The 21,437-nt window shown below is 72.6% G+C and carries 16 protein-coding genes, 1 tRNA gene and 1 pseudogene; 12 read left to right on the plus strand and 6 right to left on the minus strand.

The window, feature by feature from the left end; genetic code table 11:
- Positions 1-104 precede the first annotated feature (104 nt).
- From CCZ36_RS24770 to ligD, 3 genes are all read right to left on the minus strand, one after another.
- A complete protein-coding gene (locus CCZ36_RS24770; protein ID WP_069740535.1) occupies positions 105-422 on the minus strand; it encodes a zinc-ribbon domain-containing protein in 318 nt (105 codons plus the stop codon).
- A complete protein-coding gene (locus tag CCZ36_RS24775; protein ID WP_128818590.1) occupies positions 419-2,602 on the minus strand; it encodes a HEAT repeat domain-containing protein in 2,184 nt (727 codons plus the stop codon). The genes CCZ36_RS24770 and CCZ36_RS24775 overlap by 4 nt, the downstream gene beginning before the upstream one ends.
- Positions 2,603-2,784: 182 nt before the next feature.
- Entirely contained in the window at positions 2,785-3,690 is a 906-nt protein-coding gene (gene ligD, locus CCZ36_RS24780; RefSeq protein ID WP_069738940.1) for a non-homologous end-joining DNA ligase, read from the minus strand.
- A 78-nt stretch (positions 3,691-3,768) separates the two neighbouring features.
- Between ligD and ku the strand changes: the two genes are divergently transcribed.
- Both ku and CCZ36_RS24790 read left to right on the plus strand, forming a co-directional pair.
- Positions 3,769-4,848, plus strand: coding sequence for a non-homologous end joining protein Ku (gene ku / locus CCZ36_RS24785; RefSeq protein ID WP_128818591.1), 1,080 nt, complete (start codon positions 3,769-3,771; stop codon positions 4,846-4,848).
- A 55-nt stretch (positions 4,849-4,903) separates the two neighbouring features.
- A pseudogene (locus CCZ36_RS24790) lies at positions 4,904-6,798 on the plus strand (serine/threonine-protein kinase).
- Here CCZ36_RS24790 and CCZ36_RS24795 read toward each other — a convergent pair.
- On the minus strand, positions 6,767-8,404 hold the full coding sequence (locus CCZ36_RS24795; RefSeq protein ID WP_237302739.1) for a hypothetical protein: 1,638 nt from the start codon (positions 8,402-8,404) through the stop codon (positions 6,767-6,769). The pseudogene CCZ36_RS24790 and the gene CCZ36_RS24795 overlap by 32 nt on opposite strands.
- A 291-nt stretch (positions 8,405-8,695) precedes the next feature.
- Here CCZ36_RS24795 and glyA point away from each other — a divergent pair, with 291 nt between their 5' ends.
- From glyA to CCZ36_RS24810, 3 genes are all read left to right on the plus strand, one after another.
- Positions 8,696-10,009, plus strand: coding sequence for a serine hydroxymethyltransferase (gene glyA, locus CCZ36_RS24800; protein WP_128818593.1), 1,314 nt, complete (start codon positions 8,696-8,698; stop codon positions 10,007-10,009).
- A 114-nt stretch (positions 10,010-10,123) separates the two neighbouring features.
- Positions 10,124-10,447 carry a hypothetical protein gene (locus tag CCZ36_RS24805; protein ID WP_069738935.1) on the plus strand — a complete coding sequence of 108 codons (324 nt, stop codon included), beginning with the start codon at positions 10,124-10,126 and terminating at the stop codon, positions 10,445-10,447.
- A 251-nt stretch (positions 10,448-10,698) separates the two neighbouring features.
- The gene (locus CCZ36_RS24810) at positions 10,699-11,262 is read left to right on the plus strand and encodes a hypothetical protein (protein ID WP_069738934.1); all 564 of its coding nucleotides are present in this window, start codon (positions 10,699-10,701) and stop codon (positions 11,260-11,262) included.
- A gap of 63 nt (positions 11,263-11,325) precedes the next feature.
- On the opposite strand, the gene CCZ36_RS24815 is transcribed toward CCZ36_RS24810, so the two are convergent.
- A complete protein-coding gene (locus tag CCZ36_RS24815; RefSeq protein ID WP_237302740.1) occupies positions 11,326-11,637 on the minus strand; it encodes a hypothetical protein in 312 nt (103 codons plus the stop codon).
- A 202-nt stretch (positions 11,638-11,839) separates the two neighbouring features.
- Positions 11,840-11,911: transfer RNA gene (locus tag CCZ36_RS24820), tRNA-Arg, on the minus strand.
- 184 nt (positions 11,912-12,095) lie between these two features.
- Between CCZ36_RS24820 and CCZ36_RS24825 the strand changes: the two genes are divergently transcribed.
- The 7 genes from CCZ36_RS24825 (at position 12,096) to rho (ending at position 21,418) form a co-directional block, all read left to right on the plus strand.
- Positions 12,096-12,509 carry a response regulator gene (locus tag CCZ36_RS24825; protein WP_128818595.1) on the plus strand — a complete coding sequence of 138 codons (414 nt, stop codon included), beginning with the start codon at positions 12,096-12,098 and terminating at the stop codon, positions 12,507-12,509.
- Positions 12,510-12,623: 114 nt separating this feature from the next.
- Positions 12,624-13,781: an ArgS-related anticodon-binding protein NrtL gene (gene nrtL / locus CCZ36_RS24830; RefSeq protein WP_128818596.1), complete on the plus strand. Its 1,158-nt coding sequence runs from the start codon at positions 12,624-12,626 to the stop codon at positions 13,779-13,781.
- Positions 13,782-13,813: 32 nt separating this feature from the next.
- Entirely contained in the window at positions 13,814-15,205 is a 1,392-nt protein-coding gene (gene lysA / locus CCZ36_RS24835) for a diaminopimelate decarboxylase (RefSeq protein WP_069738930.1), read from the plus strand.
- A 99-nt stretch (positions 15,206-15,304) separates the two neighbouring features.
- Entirely contained in the window at positions 15,305-16,594 is a 1,290-nt protein-coding gene (locus CCZ36_RS24840) for a homoserine dehydrogenase (RefSeq protein WP_069738946.1), read from the plus strand.
- Positions 16,595-16,601: 7 nt separating this feature from the next.
- Complete coding sequence (thrC, locus tag CCZ36_RS24845) at positions 16,602-17,672, plus strand: threonine synthase (protein WP_069738929.1); 1,071 nt, start codon at positions 16,602-16,604, stop codon at positions 17,670-17,672.
- Positions 17,673-18,080: 408 nt separating this feature from the next.
- Positions 18,081-18,998: a homoserine kinase gene (thrB, locus tag CCZ36_RS24850; protein ID WP_069738928.1), complete on the plus strand. Its 918-nt coding sequence runs from the start codon at positions 18,081-18,083 to the stop codon at positions 18,996-18,998.
- A 389-nt stretch (positions 18,999-19,387) separates the two neighbouring features.
- Positions 19,388-21,418, plus strand: a complete 2,031-nt coding sequence (rho, locus tag CCZ36_RS24855; protein ID WP_128818597.1) for a transcription termination factor Rho — start codon at positions 19,388-19,390, stop codon at positions 21,416-21,418.
- Positions 21,419-21,437: the final 19 nt, after the last annotated feature.

Here is a 21,437-nt window from a genome sequence, read left to right on the forward strand (position 1 = left end):
ACCCTAATGGGGTGGCCGTGTGCAATGCCCGGTTCGCACCACTGCGTACATTGCGTGGCTCCGAGCCCGCCGCAGGGCCGGCGCCGGTCCCGACCGGCGATGGGTCAGCTCTGGTACGGGTTCTGTCCCGGCGGCGTGACGCCGGGCCGCTGCGGGGCCCGGCCGTAGGCGTTGCCGTCCTGCCCGGCCGCGGCCTGGGCGAGCAGCCGGTCCGCCTCCTCCTGGGGTATCTGCCGCTCCCCGCCGCAGAACGTGCACTGCGTGGCGTACTTCGTCGAGAACGGGAACAGCGGCACGAAGAACAGCGTGAACTTCGTGACGCGCTTGCGCAGGGTGTGCGCCGCCGGGTTGCCGCACCAGCCGCACACCATCGTCAGGACGGCCAGCTGATAGAGGTAGCCCTTGGTACCGAAAATGATCACGGCGTGCTTCCTTTCCCCGTCCCCCGGAGCGCCTGCCGGCACAGTGCCAGGAGCTTTTCGTCCTCGTGGATGTCATGACTGCCGTACCCGCCGTCCATCGCGTTGTGACGGCGTACGGAGACGAGTTCGCCCCGCAGGACGTGTGCTGCGGCCGACCCCTCGGGGACCGGCCCCATCCGTGCCAGGCATTCTGCCACCCGGACCCGGACGTGGCGGTTCTGTTCCCAGGCGGCGAGCAGCGCCGCGACGCTCTCCCGCGACCGGCCGGACACCTCCCACAGCGCGATCGCCGCATCGACCCGCAGCCACAGCTCCTCGTGGGCCAGCAGCCCGCGCAGCCGGGGCGCGACCACCGCGGCGCGCGGCCCGAGCGCCCCCAGCGCCACCGCCGCCGCCCGCCGGTCGTGAACCTGGTCCGACTGAAGGCCCTCGATCAGCACCGGCAGCACCGCGTCCGCGTCCCCGGAGACCGCCCACAGCGCCTCGGCCGCCTCCGTCGCGGAGGCCGTACCCGGCCGGCGGATCAGCGCCCGCAGCTCGGGGACGGCCTCCCGCGCGGCGGGCCCGAAGGCCCCCAGCGCCCGCAGGGCCGCCGTACGCAGCCACTCGCCCCGGTACTCCGGCGCCCCGCGCAGCACCCGCAGCACCTCGGGGGCCGCCTCGCCCGCCCGGAGCGCGGTCAGCCCGGCCAGCAGCGGGCTCGCGCGGTCGTAGGCGCCCTCGTCCAGCTCCACCTCCGCGAGTCTGCGCCGCAGCGCGCCGGCGAGCGGCCGGGCCGCCGCCCCCAGGTGGCCCACCGCGAACCCCACGTCGTGCGCCACCTGCTCCCGCTCCAGCGCCGCCGCGAGCGCGGGCACCGCGCGGGCGTCGCCGAGCCGGGCCAGGGCCTTCACGGTGGAGCCGAGTCCGGGCGGACCGCCGGCCCAGGTCCTGACCCAGCCCCCGGGATCGGCGGCCAGCCGGGCGGCCAGGGCGTCGGCGGCGGGCGCGGCGAGTTGGAAAAGCTCCTCCAGCACGTGGGACGCGGCCTCGGCGAGCCGGGGCTCCGGGTCGGACAGCTGCTCGCCGACGAGCGCCACCAACTCCTCGTAGGGGCCGCGCCAGGCCCGTATGAGCCCGCCGCTCATCCGCACGGCATCGATGCGCTGACGGCGGTCGGGGCTGCGCAACTGGTCGGCGAGCAGCGCGGTGCGGTCGCCCACCCGGTCGTCGAGGCCGACGTGCAGGGTGCGCAGCAGGTCCGCGGCCCAGGGGGCGCCGCGCCCGGCGTTCTCCTGGGCGGACAGCGAGCGCAGCTGTCCCACGAGCGTCGGCGTCACGACGTGCTCGCCCCGCCCGGTCTCCGCCGAGGCCACGGGCTCGGGCTCGTCGTCGTCCCGCGCGGCGGTCCCCCCGGGAGGGGCGCCCGCTCCCGGAGCGTCGGGCTCCTCCGGGCTGCCGGACTCGTCCGGCGCCGAACGCATCTCGCGCAGCAGCCCCGAGACCACCGGCACCACATCGCCGGGCAGCCCGTCGGGCGAACAGCGTGCCAGCTGGGCCAGGGCCGCGAGCCGCAGCCCCGGGGAGCCGGCCCGGGAGGCCAGCAGGCCCAGCCACTCACCGACCCGCTCCGCCAGCGGCCGGTGCCGCAGGGCGACCCGTCCGGCCGCCTCCACCAGGGCGAGCCGCACCTCCTCGTCGGGCTCCACCGGCAGCCGCTCGCGCAGCAGGGCCAGCACCCGCACGGGGTGCCGGTGCAGCGTGGCGAGGGCCAGCGGGGCCGCGAGCCGCACCCCGGGGTCCTCGTCGGCGATCAGCTCGAAGAACACCCCGGCGCCCGCGGTGACCGCGGCCGCCGCCATCGCGTAGTTCGCGGCGCCCTCGATCTCGTCCTCGTCGATCTCCGCCTCGTCGTCCTCGTCGAGGTCGAAGCCCCCGATGCTGGTGAGCAGTTCGACGACGCCGCCCCGGTCCTGCACCCCCGGGTCCACGACCAGCTCGAACAGGAACGGGATGCACGCGAGCGTGCACGCGTACACATCGCCCTGGTGGTGCACCGCCCCGTACATGCCGTCGAGCGCGGCCTCCCGCTCCGCCGGATCGTCCGACGCGAGCCCCCGCAGCAGCTCCGGTACGTCGTCGGCCGGCCCGTAGGCATGCTCCATCGAAGCCCAGTCGACCTCGTCGATCCCCGAGAACACGCCATCCCCTCCCCACGATCACGACAGCGCCCGGACCGGCACGCCACGCGGCGTGTCCTGCCCGTCACACCCCTCCCGGCGCGCCCCGCAGAAAGCGCCTGCGCAGAGTGTGCACCACGGCTCCGACAATCCACCCGCCACTTGTGGCCTTTCCTCGCGCCCGTAACCAGGTCATGACCGGGTCACGATGTTTCGGCGGTGCGGGGGACCGGGCGACCCTGCCCCGGGTCGTTCAGCGGGGCGAGCAGATCACCGTGCCGGTCCAGCCGGGCGGCCATGTCCCCGGCGCGGAACACCAGGGCCCCGGCCTCCCGGCACCCCGCGATCTCGTCCCAGGTCACGGGGGCCGAGACGGTGGGCTCGGGGCGGGCGCGCAGCGTGTAGGGCGTGGCGGTCGTCTTCGACGCGGAGTTCTGGCTGAAGTCGACGAAGACCTTGCCCGGTCGCAGGGAGCGCTTCATCCGGTGCAGGGCCAGCGCCGGAAGGGCCTTCTCCGCCTCCAGGGCGAGCCGCTTCGCGTACGCGGACACCTCGCCGGACGGCGTGGGCTCCAGCGGAACCAGCAGATGCAGCCCCTTGGACCCGGACGTCTTCCCGTACGCCGCCAGCCCGTCCGCCGCGAGCCGCTCCCGCAGCCAGAGCGCCACCGCGCAGCACTCCACGACGGTCGCGGGGGAGCCGGGGTCCAGGTCGAAGACCATCCGGTCGGCGACCCGCGGTGTAGCCGTCCGCCACTGCGGGGTGTGGAACTCCACCACCAGGTTCGCCGCCCACATCAACGAGGCCAGATCGCGTACGACCACCTGCCGGGCGCCCTGGTCCTCGCTCCGGGGGACAGGGGCGGTCTCCACCCAGGCGGGGGTACCGGGTGGCGGATTCTTGGTGAAGAAGACCTGGCCGCCCGGCCCGTCCGGATACCGCAGGAAGGACACGGGGCGGTCGGCGAGCTGGGGCAGGATCACGCTGCCCACGGTGGCCGCGTAGTAGTGCAGCACCTCGCCCTTGGTCGTTCCCGTGGCCGGATACAGGATCTTGTCGAGATTGCTGAGCGGGACCCGTCGCCCCTCCACCTCGGTGATCGGCGTCATACGATAAGAGTCACACGAAATCAGAACATAGCGTCTCTATTCGCCAGAGCGTCCTCCACGGTCGACAAGGGGTGAACGGTGAGGTCCATATGGAACGGCGCGATCTCCTTCGGGCTGGTCAGCATCCCGATCAAACTGGTCAACGCCACCGAGAACCACTCGATCCACTTCCGGCAGGTCCACCTCGCCGACGGTGGCCGGATCCGGTACCGCAAGGTCTGCGAACTGGACGAGGAAGAGGTCTCGGGCGGTGAGATCGGCAAGGCCTACGAGGACGCCGACGGCACGATGATCCCGATCACCGACGAGGACCTCGCCCAGCTCCCGCTGCCCACCGCGAAGACCATCGAGATCGTCGCCTTCGTGCCCTCGGACCAGATCGACCCGCTCCAGATGGACGCGGCGTACTACCTCTCCGCCAACGGCGTACCCGCCGCCAAGCCGTACACCCTGCTGCGCGAGGCCCTCAAGCGCAGCAACAAGGTCGCCGTCGCCAAGTACGCCCTGCGCGGCCGCGAACGGCTCGGCATGCTCCGCGTCGTGGACGACGTGATCGCCATGCACGGACTGCTCTGGCCCGACGAGATCCGCGCCCCCGAGGGCGTCGCGCCGGAGGGCGACGTCACGGTCCGCGACGCCGAACTCGATCTGGCGGACGCCCTGATGGACACCCTCGGCGAGGTCGACATGGACAGCCTCCACGACGACTACCGGGAGGCGGTGGAGGAACTCATCGCCGCGAAGGCCTCCGGGGAGACCGTGCGCCCGGCCGAGTCCGGGGAGGCGGGCGGCGGCAAGGTCATCGACCTGATCGCGGCCCTGGAGAACAGCGTGCAGGCGGCGAAGAAGTCCCGGGGCGAGGAGAACGCACGGGCGGAGGACGGGGGCGACGACGAGATGGCCGACGTGCACCCCATCAAGAAGACGTCGGGGAAGCCGTCCACCCAGTCCAGGAAGGGCAGCACCGCGGCGGCGAAGAAGTCCACCCCCAAGTCCACCGGCGGAAAGAAGTCCACGTCGACGGCGAAGAAGGCCACCGGAAGCCGGTCGACCGCGAAGAAGACGGCAACGCAGACGGCGGCGAAGAAGCAGACGTCGTCGAGCGGCGGCAGCGGGACGAAGAAGACGGCATCGTCCCGCAAGCGCACCTCGGCCTGACGGGGCCGGCGCCCGACGCTCCCCGCTGTCCGACGTCCCCCGTACGCTACGGCCCATGAGCGAAGAGGTCCCCTCGGGACGGGTGATCGACGGCCGTTTCACGTTGGTCGAGCGGCTCGGCAGCGGCGGCATGGGCATGGTCTGGCGGGCCCGCGACGAGGCGCTCCACCGCGACGTCGCGCTCAAGGAGGTGCGGCCCCCGGACCCGGCGCTCGCGGAGTACGACCCCGAGGGCGCCCGTACCCTGCGCGCCCGGGTGCTCCGTGAGGCCCGCGCCCTGGCCCGGGTCGACCACCCCAACGTGGTCACCGTCCACCACATCGTCGACCCCGGCGAGGACGGCTACCCGTGGATCGTGATGGAGCTGGTGGCCGGCTCCTCCCTGCACGACCGGCTCGCCACCGGCCCCATGGCACCCGCCGACGCCGCCGAGCTGGGGCGCGGCATCCTCTCCGCCCTCAGCGCCGCCCACGCGGTGGGCATCCAGCACCGTGACGTCAAGCCCGCCAACGTCCTGCTGCGACCCGACGGCCGCCCCGTCCTCACGGACTTCGGCATCGCCGCCATCCGTGAGTCGACCAGCCTCACCGCGACGGGCGCCCTCATCGGCTCGCCCGACTACATAGCCCCCGAGCGCATCCGCGGCACGGAGGGCGACCCGTCCTCCGACCTCTGGTCGCTCGGCATGATGCTGTACGTCGCCGTCGAGGGCAGGCACCCGCTGCGCCGGGCCACCACCCTGGCCACGCTGGCCGCCGTGCTCGACGAGGAGATCCCGCCGCCGGTACGGGCGGGAGCCCTGGCCCCGGTGCTGAGCGCGCTCCTCACCCGGGACATCCCGGCCCGCCCGGACGCCGAGACCCTCGACCGACTGCTGGCCGAGGCGTCGCGGGGCGGCGGGAGCACAGACCCGACCCCCACGGAGCCGGTACGGGAACGACCCGAGGGCGCACGCGAGGGGCACGCGCACGGCGGATACGCGCACGACGGGCACGCGCGCGACGGGGAAGCACACCCCACCCCCACCCCCGCCTCCGCGCACCCCGGGTCCGTCCACGCCGCGCCCACGCAGTCGGGCGCCACGCCGCCGCCGAGGCCCGGACCCGCGCCCTTCGGGTCACCGGTGTCCGACCGAAAGCAGCCGGTACCTGCCCGGCCCGGCGGGTCCGACGTCCCGGAGGACCGTGCTCCGACGGGCTACGCCACCCCGCCCGCCGGCTCCGACGCCACCCGGGGCGAGCGCCGCCACCGCGTCGAGCGCCGGGTCTGGCGGATCAGCGCCGCGTCGTCCGTCGTCTCGGCCGTGGTGATCGCGGGCGCCATCCTCTGGACGAACGGTGCCTTCTCCTCCCAGGGCTCCGACAGCGACGACCGCCCGCGCGACCGGGCGAGCGCCCCGCGGACCTCGGCCCCGGCACCGACCCCGATCACCGACGGATCCGACGGCACCGGCGAGCAGGACCCCCGGGGCCGGAGGCGGAGGCGGAAGGGAAGGCGGTGAACCTCCTGACCCCGGACGGAGCGCGGACCGCGATCGCCGCGCTGAAGCCGCTCATGGGCGGAACGAAGGTCACCGACTTCACCCTCTACGGCGAACACGCCTCCGCCGAGGCCCCGTTGAAGTCCAACGCCGCGCTGTACGACCGCTTCAGCTACCGCGACGGCCGGGCGAAGAACGACGACATGGGCGGCACCCTGATGTCCGGGTCCACGACGGTCGACCTGAACTCCGTCGACTGGGACGCGCTGCCCGCCCTGCTGAAGACGGCGGAGAAGTCGCTCAACGTCGACGAACCGGAGAGCAGTTACGTGATCGTGGACCCCTCGTCGCCCTTCCACAACGACCGCCCGGTGCTGCGCGTGTACGTCTCCGACGCGCACGGCGGCGCCTTCCTCACCGCCGAGCTGGACGGCCGGGTCATCGAGAGGAACCCGCGCCCCAAGGGCTGACCACCGGCTGGATCGGATCGGGGAGCCGCGGCAGGTCCAGGCCCAAGGGGCTGCGCTCGATGACGTACGTGCAACTGGTGTAGGTGTAGCCCGGCTGGACCCTGGTCCCGGAGGAGTAGCTGTCCACCCGGGAGGTCGCGCCCGTGCCGTGCTTGTAGAGGAAGTGGTACTCCCCGGCGGGCAGGCGGAGCCGGGCCTTCGGGTAGCTCCTGCCGCTCGCCCCGCAGGCGCGTCGTGCGCCTTCGGAGGCGCTGTACCGCTCGCAGCCCGCGCACGCCCTCAGCGTGACGGTGCCGGTGACCGGACCGGTGTAGAGGACCTCGACCGTGTTCGGCGCGTCATTGCTGATGACCAGCTCCATCCGGGCCCCGCCGGGCCGCTTCGACGGCGGCAGCCGCTTGCCCGCGGCCGGCCGGTCGTCGGCTATCTCCGCGGCTGTCGCGATGTTCCGGGCCTGCCCCGCCCGCCCGTCGCTCTTGTACGTCCGCGCGAAGTCGGTCAACGTCGTGCGCGCGGCGCCGAACTTCCCGTCCTTGAACTGGTCGACCCCGCAGGCGTACACCCCGTCCACGACCCCCTTGTCGGCATCGGCGCGCAGCTTCTTCACGCTGTCGGCGGGCAGCTCGGAGGCGGTGGCGCCGAGGGCGCGCAGTGTGGTGGTGGCCGCGCACGGATCGGCGCCCTTCAACGCCGCGACCTGGCTCTTGATCCGCTCGTCGATCGCGGGCGCGACCCGCCGGGCGGAGGCGGACTCGGGGAAGGTACGCAACAACTCGCCCAGCTCCGCGCCGCCCCCGCCCGCCGCGCCCAGGCGCGAGACCCCGCAGCCGTACAGCGACTCGGCGAGGGGCTCGTCCGGCCAGACGGCCAGCTCACCCAGCAGCTTCCTGTCCACAGAGTCCGGCAGCGTCCGCAGATACGTCAACGGCGCGACGGCCTCGCAGTGCCGCTTCTTCGCGTACGGTGCGGAGACCGCGTCGTAGTAGGCCTTCAGCCGGTCCGGGACGAGCTTCGCGGCCCGGGACCCGGGGTGGTCCTCGCCGAGCGCGCGATAGACGTCGAGGGCCTTCCCGTACTCGCCCTTCGCCTCCCCGAACGGCTGCCGCGACGCGGTGGCGACCCGCTCGTCCCCGGTCTCCAGCCGCTCCAGCAGCATCTGCTCCCGCGCCTCGTCCCGCGCGGAGCCGTACACCACGGCCCCGCCCGCCGGAACGGCCAGCAGCACCACACCCAGCCCGACCGCCGGCCCGGGCCGCCACGCCCCGCCCACCGCCGAACGCCGGGCGATCCGCCCTCCGTCGACGGCGGCGACCAGGGGAACGAGCAGATACCCGACGAGCACACCCGCGGGCACGCCGTCCGGATCGGCGGGCAACGCCACCCACAACAACACCGCCGTGGCCGCCCAGCACACCACGGCCCGCCCCCAGCGCCCCACCAGGGCGTAACCGAGCCCGAGCCCGGTCACATTGAGCAAAGCGGCGGCGGCCGCCCGTAACGCCGCACCGGGTGGCGGAGGCCCGACGGACGGCGCATGAGAAGGCGGAGGAGGCACGGTCCCGTCGCCCCCGTACCCCCCGATCACGTCGCGATCACCGGACTCCATAACGGTCCCCCCACCGTCGAGCCGAAAAGTCATGGGGAATCTGCCCCGTTCTGTCACCGGTCACGCACGGCCGCGGCAGCCTCTTCCTGCGCCGGGCCACCGCCGCCCCGCCCCACCCCCTAAACTGACGGACGCCGCGACTGGCGCGCGCCCCGGCAGGGGTGCTCCGTGGAACCGACCACGAGGAAGCGGCACACCCCGGGCGTCCCCGGGGCGTCATCTCCGGAGAGCCGTCCGCCTGGGCATCCGGGTCCACGCCGCCTGCCGCGGCCGACCCGGAAGGCTTCTTCCATGACCACCCGGTCCACCATCGGCACCACCCCCACCGCGCCCCGCCACCCGGCCCTCATCGCGTCCGACCCCGAACTGGCCGCCCTGATCGGCGCGGAGGAGCGGCTCCAGGCCGATACCCTGCGCCTGATCCCCAGCGAGAACTACGTCTCCGCCGCCGTGCTCGAAGCCTCGGGCACCGTGCTCCAGAACAAGTATTCCGAGGGCTACCCCGGCAAGCGGTACTACGAGGGCCAGCAGGTCATCGACCAGGTCGAGACACTGGCGATCCGCCGCGCCCAGGCCCTCTTCGGGATGGACCACGCCAACGTCCAGCCGTACTCCGGCTCCCCGGCCAACCTCGCCGCCTACCTGGCCTTCCTCCAGCCCGGTGACACCGTCCTCGGCATGTCCCTGCCGATGGGCGGCCACCTCACGCACGGCTGGGACGTCTCGGCCACCGGGCGCTGGTTCCGCGGCGTCCGGTACGGGGTACGCCGGGACACCGGCCTGATCGACCTGGACGAGGTCCGCGACCTGGCCCTCGCCGAGCGGCCCAGGCTCATCTTCTGCGGCGGTACGGCCGTTCCCCGCACGATCGACTTCGCGGGCTTCGCGGAGATCGCCCGCGAGACGGGGGCCGTCCTGGTCGCGGACATCGCGCACATCGCCGGCCTGATCGCGGGCGGCGCACACCCCTCGCCCGCCGGTCACGCGGACGTCGTCTCCACCACCACCCACAAGACCCTGCGCGGCCCGCGCGGCGCGATGCTGCTCTCCACCGCCGAGCACGCCCGCGCCATCGACCGCGCCGTCTTCCCCGGCCTCCAGGGCGGTCCGCACAACCAGACCACGGCCGCCATCGCGGTCGCCCTCGGCGAAGCCGCCACCGCCGGCTTCTGCTCCTACGCCCACCAGGTCGTGGCCAACGCGCGCGCCCTGGGGGAGGAGTTGGCGGCCCGCGGCTTCGACCTGGTCTCCGGCGGCACCGACAACCACCTGTTGCTCATCGACCTCACCGACAAGGACGTCCCCGGCAAGACCGCGGCCAAGGCCCTCGACCGCGCGGGCATCGTCGTCAACTACAACACCGTCCCCTACGACACCGTCCCCTACGACACCCGCAAGCCCTTCGACCCCTCCGGCATCCGGATCGGCACCCCGGCCCTCACCTCCCGGGGCGTCCCGGCCTCCGCGATGGGCACGGTCGCCACCTGGATCACCACGGCGGTGGAAGCGGCACGCACGGGCGACGAGAACGCGATCAGGAAGGTACGGGGCGAGGTGAAGGAGCTCATGGACGCCTACCCGGCACCGGGACTGCCGGTCGGCTGACGAGGCACTCTGCGCGCCTTCTTCACCTGTTCTCCGCCCGCCCAACCCCCCTCTGTGGCACCGTGGATCGACTGATGACCCGGGTGTCCGGGCATCCGCGTAGGGGGGAATTCCATGCGACTTCGTACCGCCGCGGCCTCGGCCGTCCTCGTCCTGTGCGCCACGGCGGGCCTGGCCGCCTGTTCGTCCTCGCCGGGCACCGCGGAGGCCGAGCGGCCGGCCGCCCCCACCGGACCGGCTTCCGTCAAGGAACTCGCGGAGAACATCGAGGCGGGCACGTTGCAGACGGGGCCGCCCGAGCTGAACGAGCAGAGCGTGGCGGGCCCCGAGAAGTGCGCCCGCTCCGCCGCCGACATCCCCGCGGAGTGCGCCGTCGACCCCTCGTTCGCCGAAGTCACCGAGGGGGAGCGGGCCGCCGAGCCGCCCACCCTGCCGTGAGCCCATCCCCGGTGAGCGGGTGAGAGAACCGGAACGGGAGGGCGGGCACACCACCGTGTGCCCGCCCTCCCGTTCCGCGTACCGCACCGCACCGCCCGCGCCCGTGCGACTCTCAGGATCACGGGCACCGTTAACCACTTGCGTCACAGGGGCCCCTTCCTTCCGTCACAGCGATCTCTTAGTCTCACACCCTGTTCACATTTGATAATTGATGATCTCGCCACAGAGGTCAGGCGCGGGGGTAGTGAAGCATGCGTGAAAACTGGCGCTCGAAGTTGAGCGCTCTCGCCGGGGCGTCGGCACTCGCCCTCTCGGCCGTCACCGCGACGCCGGCGCTCGCCGACGACACCCCGGAGGCCCCCGTGGAAGTCCAGCTGCGCGGAGACGTGAAGATCGTCGAAGGTCTCGCCACGGAACCCGGCACGGAGATCCCCTTCCCGACGGACGAGGACGAGACGACGGGACCGGCGGCCACGATGGCGGCCGCCAAGGCCGCTCCGCCGTCGAGCACCTGCCTCGGCGCGACCGCCGCCTACGGCTCCAGCGGGTGCTTCCAGCACAACGGCGACATCATCTGGGCCGGCGACACGAAGAAGGACGGCATGTCCGCGGCCGTCGGGGTCTACACCGACTACGGGCGCGCCGAGGAGGTCTGCGTCAACAAGCTCGGCGTGAACACCTGGGCGACCTGCAACAAGGACTACCGCGAGAGTGGCAACGTACGCCTGCGGATCCTGCGCTACGACGGCGACACCGGAAAGTTCTACCAGCCCGAGGCCTGGTCCGGCTGGATCCCGGTCGACGGCAAGTACTGATCACCCCGCTGAGGGCGAGCCGGGCCGCGCCCCGGAGCGAGCCGGGACAACTTCGCGGGGCGGCTACGGCCGCCTCGCGAGGCGGTAGACCGCGTACGTGATGCCCAGAATGACGTCCACGACGGCCCACAGGACGATGACCAGGCCCACGCCGATCGCGGTGCCGGCGTTCTCGGCGTCGTTGCAGCTCTGCTTGTCGAGCGTCCCGCAGTCCTCGGGGGTGCCCGAGCCGGAAGCGATCCCGGCGATCAGCCAGATCAGGAAGAGGAGTTGGACGCCCAGGAAGACCCACAGGAAAATCCGGTGCTTCTTGTGCGGCTTCTGCTGCGGTGGTTGGGGTTGCCACTGCGGGGCGTTGGACTGGGGGATGCTCATGACGATCACGCTTCGTTCACGTCGTCAAGGGGCTCGCGGTCACCGTGACAGCGCGCTCACCTCTGCTGTACCCGCCTGCGCGGCTTCACCCCGAGGCTCTTCGGCTACGCCCATCATCTCTCCGCCCGGCGACTTCGGCGCGCCTGGCGGAACGAGAAGAGCCTGACCGGCATAAATGCAGGTCAGGCTCTCAATCCGGAAGTGCCCCCGGCAGGATTCGAACCTGCGCACCCGGCTCCGGAGGCCGATGCTCTATCCCCTGAGCTACGGGGGCGAATCGCGGTGTTGCTCTGCGACGGGTGAAACACTACCAGCTCCCACGGGGTGTCCGTGAACAGGTATTCCGCTGGAGCGGCGGGGCGGGCGGTGACCACCCGTCCGGGGGCGGAATGGACAAAACCCGGACGCCGCCCCTCCGGCCGACCTACTCTCGAAGGGTGTCAGGGGCGTACGGCCGCGTGCTTGTTGTCGACGACAACAAGGTCATCCGGCAGCTGATCAGGGTCAATCTCGAGCTGGAGGGCTTCGAGGTCGTGACCGCGGCCGATGGTGTCGAGGCCCTGGACCTGGTCGGGAGGGTACGCCCCGACGCCATCACCCTCGACGTCGTGATGCCCCGGCTGGACGGTCTGGAGACCGCCACCCGGCTGCGCTCCGACCCCCGCACCCGCGATCTCCCCATCGCCGTCATCAGCGCCTGTACGCCTTACGAGGTCGACGCGGGCGTGGCGGCCGGGGTCGACGCGTTCCTGGCGAAGCCGTTCGAGCCGAGCGAGCTGGTGCGGATCATGCGCCGGCTGGTGACCGGGGAGGAAGAGCCCTCGGCGGACGGGCGGCGCGGTGCCGGGCGGGCGGGGAGCCCCGCCGGCTGACCGGCGTGCCGGACCGGACCGGACCGGCTGCCCCGTGCCGTGGAACCGGGCCCGGCTGACCGGATGGCGAAACCGGTTCGCAAAGCGCCCCCCTCTCTCACCTACGCTTGACCCGTGACCCCCGCCGATCTCTCCCGGACCGTGCTGCACGCCGTGCGCCGCGCGGTCGACGAGGATGCGTTGCGCGCGCCCGTGCCCGCGCGCGTGCGGGTGGAGCGGACCCGGCCCGGCGGCAGCGGCGACTACGCCTGCGCCGTCGCCCTCCAGCTCGCCGGCCCCGCCGCGCTGCCCGCCCTGGAGGTCGCCCGCATCCTGCGCGACCGCGTCGCCGCCGAGCCCGGCGTCGGGCGGGTCGAGATCACCGGACCCGGATTCCTGAGCTTCACCCTCGACGCCCCGGGCGTCAGCGACCGGGCCGTGCTCGCCGCCGTACGGGAACAGGGCCTCGCGTACGGGCACGGGGACGCCCTCCGGGACGAGATCCACCAGTTCCACCACGCGCGGGAGGTCCGCGCCGCCGTCACCGCCCAGGCCGTGCGCCGGCTCCTCACCGCCCAGGGCGCCCGGGTCCGCACCACCTGCGAACAGGTGCCCGACCCGGACTGGGGCCGCCTCGGCGTCACCGTCGACGGGCACGGGACACCTCCCGTACCGCTCACCGGGATCCGGCCCGTTCCCGCCGGGGCCACCGCGGGGGAGCTGCTGGAGCGGCTCGGGCCCGACGCGGCCCGCTGGGGGCTCCTGCGCGCCGCGGGACACGACCGCGCCGCCCTCGGCCCCGAACTGCTCGTCCAGGGCGAGGCCAATCCGCTCTTCCGGGTCCGTTACGCCCATGCCAGGGCTCGCGCTCTCACCCGCGGGGCCGCCGCCCTCGGCTTCACCGCGGAGGCAGCCGCGCACGCCACGCACGGTGAAGGCCCCGCCCCGTACGGCGCGCAGGCCGCGAACGCCGAGCCCGCCCCGTACGGCGAGATCGGCACCGAGCCCACCCCGTACGACGCCGCCGCCCGCCCCCTCCTCGACCTCATCGCCGACCACCCCGGCGTCCTGCTCGCCGGAGCCCGTCACCGCGCGCCCGACCGGGTCGCCCGGCAGCTGGAAGCCGTCGCGCACGCGTTCTTCGACTTCCACGACTCCTGCCCGCCCCTGCCCGCCGGTGACGAGAAACCCTCGGCCGCCCACCGCGCCCGGCTGGCCCTCGCCGAAGCCGCCGGGACGGTGCTGGCAGGCGGCCTGTCCCTGCTCGGCATCCGCGCGCCCGAACATCTCTGACGAGATCAGAAGAGACCCGAGAGAGCATCACAATGAGCCGCTCCGCACACCCCGCAGGCCCCCGTCACGCCGACGTCCTCCCCGAGGGGCACTACTCCGCGCCCGCCGCCGACCTCAACGCCCTCGACGAGAAGGTGTGGTCGCGCACCGTCACCCGTGACGCGGACGGTGCCCTCACCGTCGGCGGGATCGCCGTCGCCCGGCTCGCCGAGGAGTTCGGCACCCCCGCCTACTTCCTGGACGAGAGCGACTTCCGGGCCCGCTGCCGCGCCTGGGCCGACGCGTTCGGGCCCGACGCCGACGTCTTCTACGCCGGCAAGGCCTTCCTCTCCCGTGCCGTCGTGCGCTGGTTGAAGGAGGAAGGGCTGAATCTCGACGTGTGCTCCGGTGGTGAACTGACCACCGCCCTCGACGCCGGTATGCCCGCCGAGCGCATCGCCTTCCACGGCAACAACAAGACCGTCGCCGAGATCGAGCGCGCCGTCGAGGCCGGTGTCGGGCGGATCGTGCTCGACTCCTTCCAGGAGATCGTCCGCGTCGCCCACATCGCCCAGCGCCACGGCGTGCGCCAGCGCGTGCAGATCCGCGTCACCGTCGGCGTGGAGGCCCACACCCACGAGTTCATCGCCACCGCGCACGAGGACCAGAAGTTCGGCATCGCGCTCGCCGACGGGCAGGCCGCCGAGGCGGTGCGCCGCGCGCTCTCCCTCGACGGGCTCGAACTCATCGGCGTCCACTCCCACATCGGCTCGCAGATCTTCGACATGGCCGGCTTCGAGGTCTCCGCCCGGCGCGTGGTGCAGCTGCTCGCCGAGATCCGCGACGAACACGGCGTCGAGCTGCCCGAGATCGACCTCGGCGGCGGCCTCGGCATCGCGTACACCTCCGACGACGACCCCCGCGAGCCGCACGAGATCGCCAAGGCGCTCAGCGACATCGTCACCCGCGAGTGCGAGGCCGCGAAGCTCCGTACGCCCCGCATCTCCGTCGAGCCGGGGCGGGCCATCGTCGGACCCACCGCGTTCACGCTGTACGAGGTCGGCACGATCAAGCCCCTCGAAGGGCTGCGGACGTATGTCAGCGTCGACGGCGGAATGTCGGACAATATTCGTACCGCGCTGTACGACGCCGAGTACAGCGTGGCGCTCGTCTCGCGCACCTCGGACGCCGAGCCGATGCTCGTCCGGGTCGTCGGCAAGCACTGCGAGAGCGGGGACATCGTGGTCAAGGACGCGTTCCTCCCCGCCGACCTGGCGCCCGGGGACCTGATCGCGGTCCCCGCCACCGGCGCGTACTGCCGCTCGATGGCGAGCAACTACAACCACGCCCTGCGCCCCCCGGTCGTCGCGGTGCGCGACGGCGAGGCGCGAGTGATCGTCCGGCGAGAGACGGAGGAAGATCTCCTGCGTCTCGATGTCGGCTGATGAAATAGTCATCTCAGGATCCGGACGGGGGTCAGAAACTCCCGTCCGGTGAGTGAGACTGGTCCCCACATGTGCATGTATGAGAAACGAGGTCGGATGATGCGTACGCGTCCGCTGAAGGTGGCGCTGCTGGGCTGCGGTGTGGTCGGCTCAGAGGTGGCGCGCATCATGACGACGCACGCCGACGACCTCGCGGCGCGCATCGGCGCGCCCGTAGAGCTCGCCGGTGTGGCCGTCCGCCGGCCCTCGAAGGTGCGTGAGGGCATCGACCCCGCACTGATCACCACCGACGCGACCGCGCTCGTGCAGCGCGGCGACATCGACGTCGTCGTCGAGGTCATCGGGGGCATCGAACCCGCCCGTACGCTCATCACCACCGCGTTCGAGAACGGCGCGAGCGTCGTCTCCGCGAACAAGGCGCTGCTCGCCGAGGACGGCGCCGCCCTGCACGCCGCCGCCGAGAAGTACGGCCGCGACCTCTACTACGAGGCCGCCGTCGCCGGGGCCATCCCGCTGGTGCGGCCGCTGCGCGAGTCCCTCGCGGGCGACAAGGTCAACCGGGTGCTCGGCATCGTCAACGGCACGACCAACTTCATCCTCGACAAGATGGACACCAGCGGCGCCGGCTACTCCGAGGCGCTCGACGAGGCCACCGCCCTCGGCTACGCCGAGGCCGACCCGACCGCCGACGTCGAGGGCTTCGACGCCGCGGCGAAGGCCGCGATCCTCGCCGGGATCGCCTTCCACACCCGCGTGAAGATCGGCGACGTGCACCGTGAGGGCATCACCGAGGTCACCGCCGCCGACATCGCCTCCGCCCGCCGCATGGGCTGCACGGTCAAGCTGCTCGCCATCTGCGAGCGCGCCGCCGACGGGGCCTCCGTCACCGCCCGCGTCCACCCCGCGATGATCCCGCTCAGCCACCCGCTGGCCTCCGTCCGCGAGGCGTACAACGCGGTGTTCGTGGAGGCCGAGGCCGCCGGACAGCTCATGTTCTACGGGCCCGGCGCCGGCGGCTCCCCGACCGCCTCCGCGGTCCTCGGCGACCTTGTCGCGGTCTGCCGCAACAAACTGGGCGAGGCCACCGGACCCGGTGAGTCCGCCTACACGCGCCTGCCGGTCAGCCCCATGGGCGAGGTCGTCACGCGCTACCACATCAGCCTCGACGTGGCCGACAAGCCGGGCGTCCTCGCCCAGGTCGCGACGGTCTTCGCCGAGCAGGGCGTATCCATCGATACGGTCCGCCAGCAGGGAAAGGACGGCGAGGCATCCCTCGTCGTCGTCACCCACCGCGCGCCCGACGCCGCCCTCTCCGGGACCGTCGAAGCGCTGCGCAAGCTCGACACCGTACGCGGTGTCGCCAGCATCATGCGTGTTGAAGGGGAGTAAAGGACCCATGACCAGCAAGGGCACCCACCAGTGGCGCGGCATCATCGAGGAGTACCGGGACCGGCTTCCGGTCACGGCGACGACGCCGGTCGTCACGCTTCGTGAGGGCGGTACGCCGCTCGTACCGGCGCAGGTCCTCTCCGAGCGCACGGGCTGCGAGGTGCACCTCAAGGTCGAGGGCGCCAACCCCACCGGTTCCTTCAAGGACCGCGGCATGACCATGGCCATCACCCGGGCCAAGGAGGAGGGGGCGAAGGCCGTCATCTGCGCCTCCACCGGCAACACCTCCGCCTCCGCCGCGGCGTACGCGGTCCGAGCGGGCATGGTCTGCGCCGTCCTCGTGCCGCAGGGCAAGATCGCGCTCGGCAAGATGGGCCAGGCGCTCGTGCACGGCGCCAAGATCCTCCAGGTCGACGGCAACTTCGACGACTGCCTCACCCTGGCCCGCGCGCTCTCGGACAACTACCCGGTGGCACTGGTCAATTCGGTCAACCCGGTCCGTATCGAGGGCCAGAAGACCGCCGCGTTCGAGATCGTCGACGCGCTCGGCGACGCCCCCGACATCCACGTTCTGCCGGTCGGCAACGCGGGCAACATCACCGCGTACTGGAAGGGGTACACCGAGTACGCCGGTGACGGCGTCTCCTCCCGCTCCCCGCGCATGTGGGGCTTCCAGGCCTCCGGTTCGGCGCCGATCGTGCGCGGCGAGGTCGTCAAGGACCCGTCCACCATCGCCACCGCGATCCGCATCGGGAACCCGGCGTCCTGGGACTACGCGCTGGCCGCGCGGGACGAGTCGGGCGGTTTCATCGACGAGGTGACGGACCGGCAGATCCTGTCCGCCTACCGTCTGTTGGCCTCCCAGGAGGGCGTCTTCGTGGAGCCCGCGTCGGCCGCGTCCGTCGCCGGTCTGCTCAAGGCCGCCGAGGAGGGCAAGGTCGACCCCGGCCAGAAGATCGTCTGCACGGTCACCGGCAACGGCCTCAAGGACCCCGACTGGGCCGTCGCGGGCGCCCCGCAGCCGGTCACGGTCCCGGTCGACGCGGCCACCGCCGCCGAAAAGCTCGGCCTCGTCTGAGGCTCTTGCCGGACGGGCCGCGGCAGCCGCCGCGGCCCGGGTCCGCCGACCCGGGGCGAGGCCACCCCGCCGACCCGGGCGATGGCACTCGGCCAACCGTGACAACCCAGCTCAACCGCCCTCTTTCCGGGGCGGAGAGCGCATAGGAGGCGGGCGACACGCATCGTGCGCCTCCTGTGCGCCCTATGTCGCGACAGAACCTTCCTTCGATAAGCTGTACCCCATCCGACCGACACCCGCCCGACGGTCCGCTGCGGTACGGCAGCCGTCGTGGGCGAACGCGGGACGGGCCACCGGATCCCCGTGCACACCCCGGTGCGCACCACGTCCCGCCCCGTCCCCGCAGACCCCGCCGCCGCAGATCCACCGCACTGCATCCCCGCCGCCTTACAAGGAGTGGTCCGACCGATGGCCGGTCCCGCGTTCCGAGCCGCCGCCGTCCGGGTGCGCGTCCCCGCCACCAGCGCCAACCTGGGGCCGGGTTTCGACGCCCTCGGCCTCTCGCTGGGGCTGTACGACGACGTCGTCGTCCGGGTCGCCGACTCCGGGCTGCACATCGACATCGCGGGCGAGGGCAGTGAGACCCTGCCCCGCGACGAGAGCCACCTGCTCGTGCGCTCCCTGCGCACCGCGTTCGACCTGCTCGGCGGCCAGCCCCGCGGGCTGGAGATCGTCTGCGCCAACCGCATCCCGCACGGCCGCGGCCTCGGCTCCTCCTCCGCCGCCATCTGCGCCGGAATCGTCGCCGCCCGCGCCGTGACGACCGGCGGCGACGCCCGCCTCGACGACGCCGCCCTGCTGGAGCTGGCGACCGAGATCGAGGGACACCCCGACAACGTCGCGGCCTGTCTGCTCGGCGGATTCACCCTCGCCTGGATGGACGGCGGCTCGGCCCGGGCGATCCGGATGGACCCCGCCGAATCCGTCGTGCCCGTCGTCTTCGTGCCCGGACGCCCGGTGCTCACCGAGACGGCGCGCGGCCTGCTCCCGCGCACCGTCCCGCACGTCGACGCGGCCCTCAACGCCGGCCGGGCGGCCCTGCTCGTCGAGGCCCTGACCCGCCGCCCCGAGCTGCTGCTCGCCGCCACCGAGGACCGGATCCACCAGGAATACCGGGGCCCGGCCATGCCGGAGAGCGTGGAGCTGGTGCACCGCCTGCGCGCCGACGGCGTGCCCGCGGTCATCTCCGGCGCCGGACCCACGGTCCTGGCTCTGGCGGAGGAGGGTTCGGCCGACAAGGTCGCCCGCCTGGCGGGGGAGGGCTGGGCGGCGAATCGGCTCGCCCTCGACGCGTCGGGCGCGAGTGTGCTGCCGCTGGCCGCGTAACCGCATGTGATTACCGGTGAGCGAGAGGGGGAATGTTTGTTGGAGCCGGTAGTGTTAACCTCAAGTCTGCAACCGACGTCTTTGAGGCGCGTTGCTTCGTGTCCCCCTCCGGGACCACCATTCTTCCGGGAGCCTCCCCAACTGCCTGAGCAGCCCGCCTGAGCAGTTTCGAGCACGCTCCGGAACCGGCACGACACCCCTCGCTCGTCCAGGAGTGGGCCGAGCAGGGGGATCTCGCGCCGGACCCCGCACGTTCATCTCTCCGCCGTACCCGGCGGACCACCGCCCCGGCAAGGTCCGCGATCCAGCAAGATCAACAGACCGCAGTCGGACAGCACAACCGGTCGCCGAGCCAGAAGGCCGACGTCCGCTCCAGGGAAGGACCCTTCGTGAGCGACACCACCGATCTGATGGGCGTGACTGCCGACAAGAACGTCGACAGCGCCGCGCCCGCCGAAGGTGCTGCCACTGGCACCACCGCACGGCGCCGCCGCTCCGGCACCGGCCTCGAGGGCATGGTCCTGGCCGAGCTGCAGCAGGTCGCGTCCGGCCTCGGCATCAGGGGCACCGCGCGCATGCGCAAGAGCCAGCTGATCGAGGTCATCAAGGAGGCGCAGGCGGGTGGCGGATCCGCCGCCCCCAAGGCCTCCTCCCAGGCCGCAGAGGCCCCCGCCGAGGCGGAGAGCAAGCCAAAGCGCCGCGCGACCTCGAAGGCGCGCACCGGGGACGAGGGCGCCGCTGCCGCCGCCGAGAAGAGCACGGCCGCCCAGCAGCAGATCGACATCCCCGGTCAGCCGGCCAGCGACGAACAGCCCGCGGGCGAGCGCCGCCGCCGCCGCGCCACCGCGCAGGCGGGCAGCCCCGACACCAAGACCGAGGCGAAGACCGAGGTCAAGGTCAAGGCGGAGCCCGAGGACCGGCAGAAGACCGAGGAGCGGGCCGAGCCCAAGGGCGACGCCCGGGGCGAGAACGCCACCGACACGGCCGAGGGCCGTCGCGGCGACCGGCAGGGCCAGGGGCGCGGCGACCGCGAGGGCCGCCGCGAGCGCCAGCGCGACCGCCGCAACAAGGGCGACGACCAGGGCCAGCAGGGCGGCGGCGGGCAGCGCCCGCAGCGCCAGGGCCAGGGTCAGGGCCAGCAGAACCGGGACAACGGTCCGCAGGACGACTTCGACGACGAGGCGGGCGGCCGTCGCGGCCGTCGTGGCCGCTACCGAGACCGCCGTGGCCGCCGCGGGCGCGACGACTTCGCCGGCGATGTGCAGGTGGCCGAGGACGACGTCCTGATCCCCGTCGCGGGCATCCTGGACATCCTCGACAACTACGCGTTCATCCGGACCTCCGGCTACCTCCCGGGCCCGAACGACGTGTACGTCTCGCTCGCCCAGGTCCGCAAGAACGGCCTGCGCAAGGGCGACCACGTCACCGGCGCGGTGCGCCAGCCCAAGGACGGCGAGCGGCGCGAGAAGTTCAACGCGCTGGTCCGCCTCGACTCGGTCAACGGCATGGCGCCCGAGTCCGGCCGCGGCCGCCCCGAGTTCCAGAAGCTGACCCCGCTCTACCCGCAGGACCGGCTCCGTCTGGAGACCGACTCCAACATCCTGACGACGCGGATCATCGACCTGGTGGCCCCGATCGGCAAGGGCCAGCGCGGGCTCATCGTGGCCCCGCCGAAGACCGGCAAGACCATGATCCTGCAGGCCATCGCCAACGCGATCACGGTCAACAGCCCCGAGTGCCACCTGATGGTCGTCCTGGTCGACGAGCGTCCGGAAGAGGTCACCGACATGCAGCGGTCGGTGAAGGGCGAGGTCATCTCCTCGACCTTCGACCGTCCCGCCGAGGACCACACCACCGTCGCCGAGCTGGCCATCGAGCGCGCCAAGCGCCTCGTCGAGCTGGGTCACGACGTGGTCGTCCTGCTCGACTCGATCACCCGCCTGGGCCGCGCGTACAACCTCGCGGCGCCGGCCTCCGGCCGCATCCTCTCCGGTGGTGTCGACTCGACCGCGCTCTACCCCCCGAAGCGCTTCTTCGGCGCCGCGCGCAACATCGAGGACGGCGGCTCGCTGACCATCCTGGCCACCGCGCTCGTCGAGACCGGCTCGCGCATGGACGAGGTGATCTTCGAGGAGTTCAAGGGCACCGGCAACATGGAGCTCAAGCTCGACCGGAAGCTCTCGGACAAGCGCATCTTCCCGGCGGTGGACGTCGACGCGTCCTCCACCCGTAAGGAAGAGATCCTGCTCGGCACCGACGAGCTGGCGGTCGTCTGGAAGCTGCGCCGGGTGCTGCACGCGCTCGACCAGCAGCAGGCGATCGAACTCCTCCTGGACCGGATGAAGAAGACCCAGTCCAACGCGGAGTTCCTGCTCCAGATCCAGAAGACGACGCCGGGCAGCGGCAACGGCAACGACTGACCGGCCGGACGCGTCAAAG

It is taken from the genome of Streptomyces sp. S063, from assembly GCF_002832675.1.
GTDB classification, from domain to species: Bacteria; Actinomycetota; Actinomycetes; order Streptomycetales; family Streptomycetaceae; genus Streptomyces; species Streptomyces sindenensis.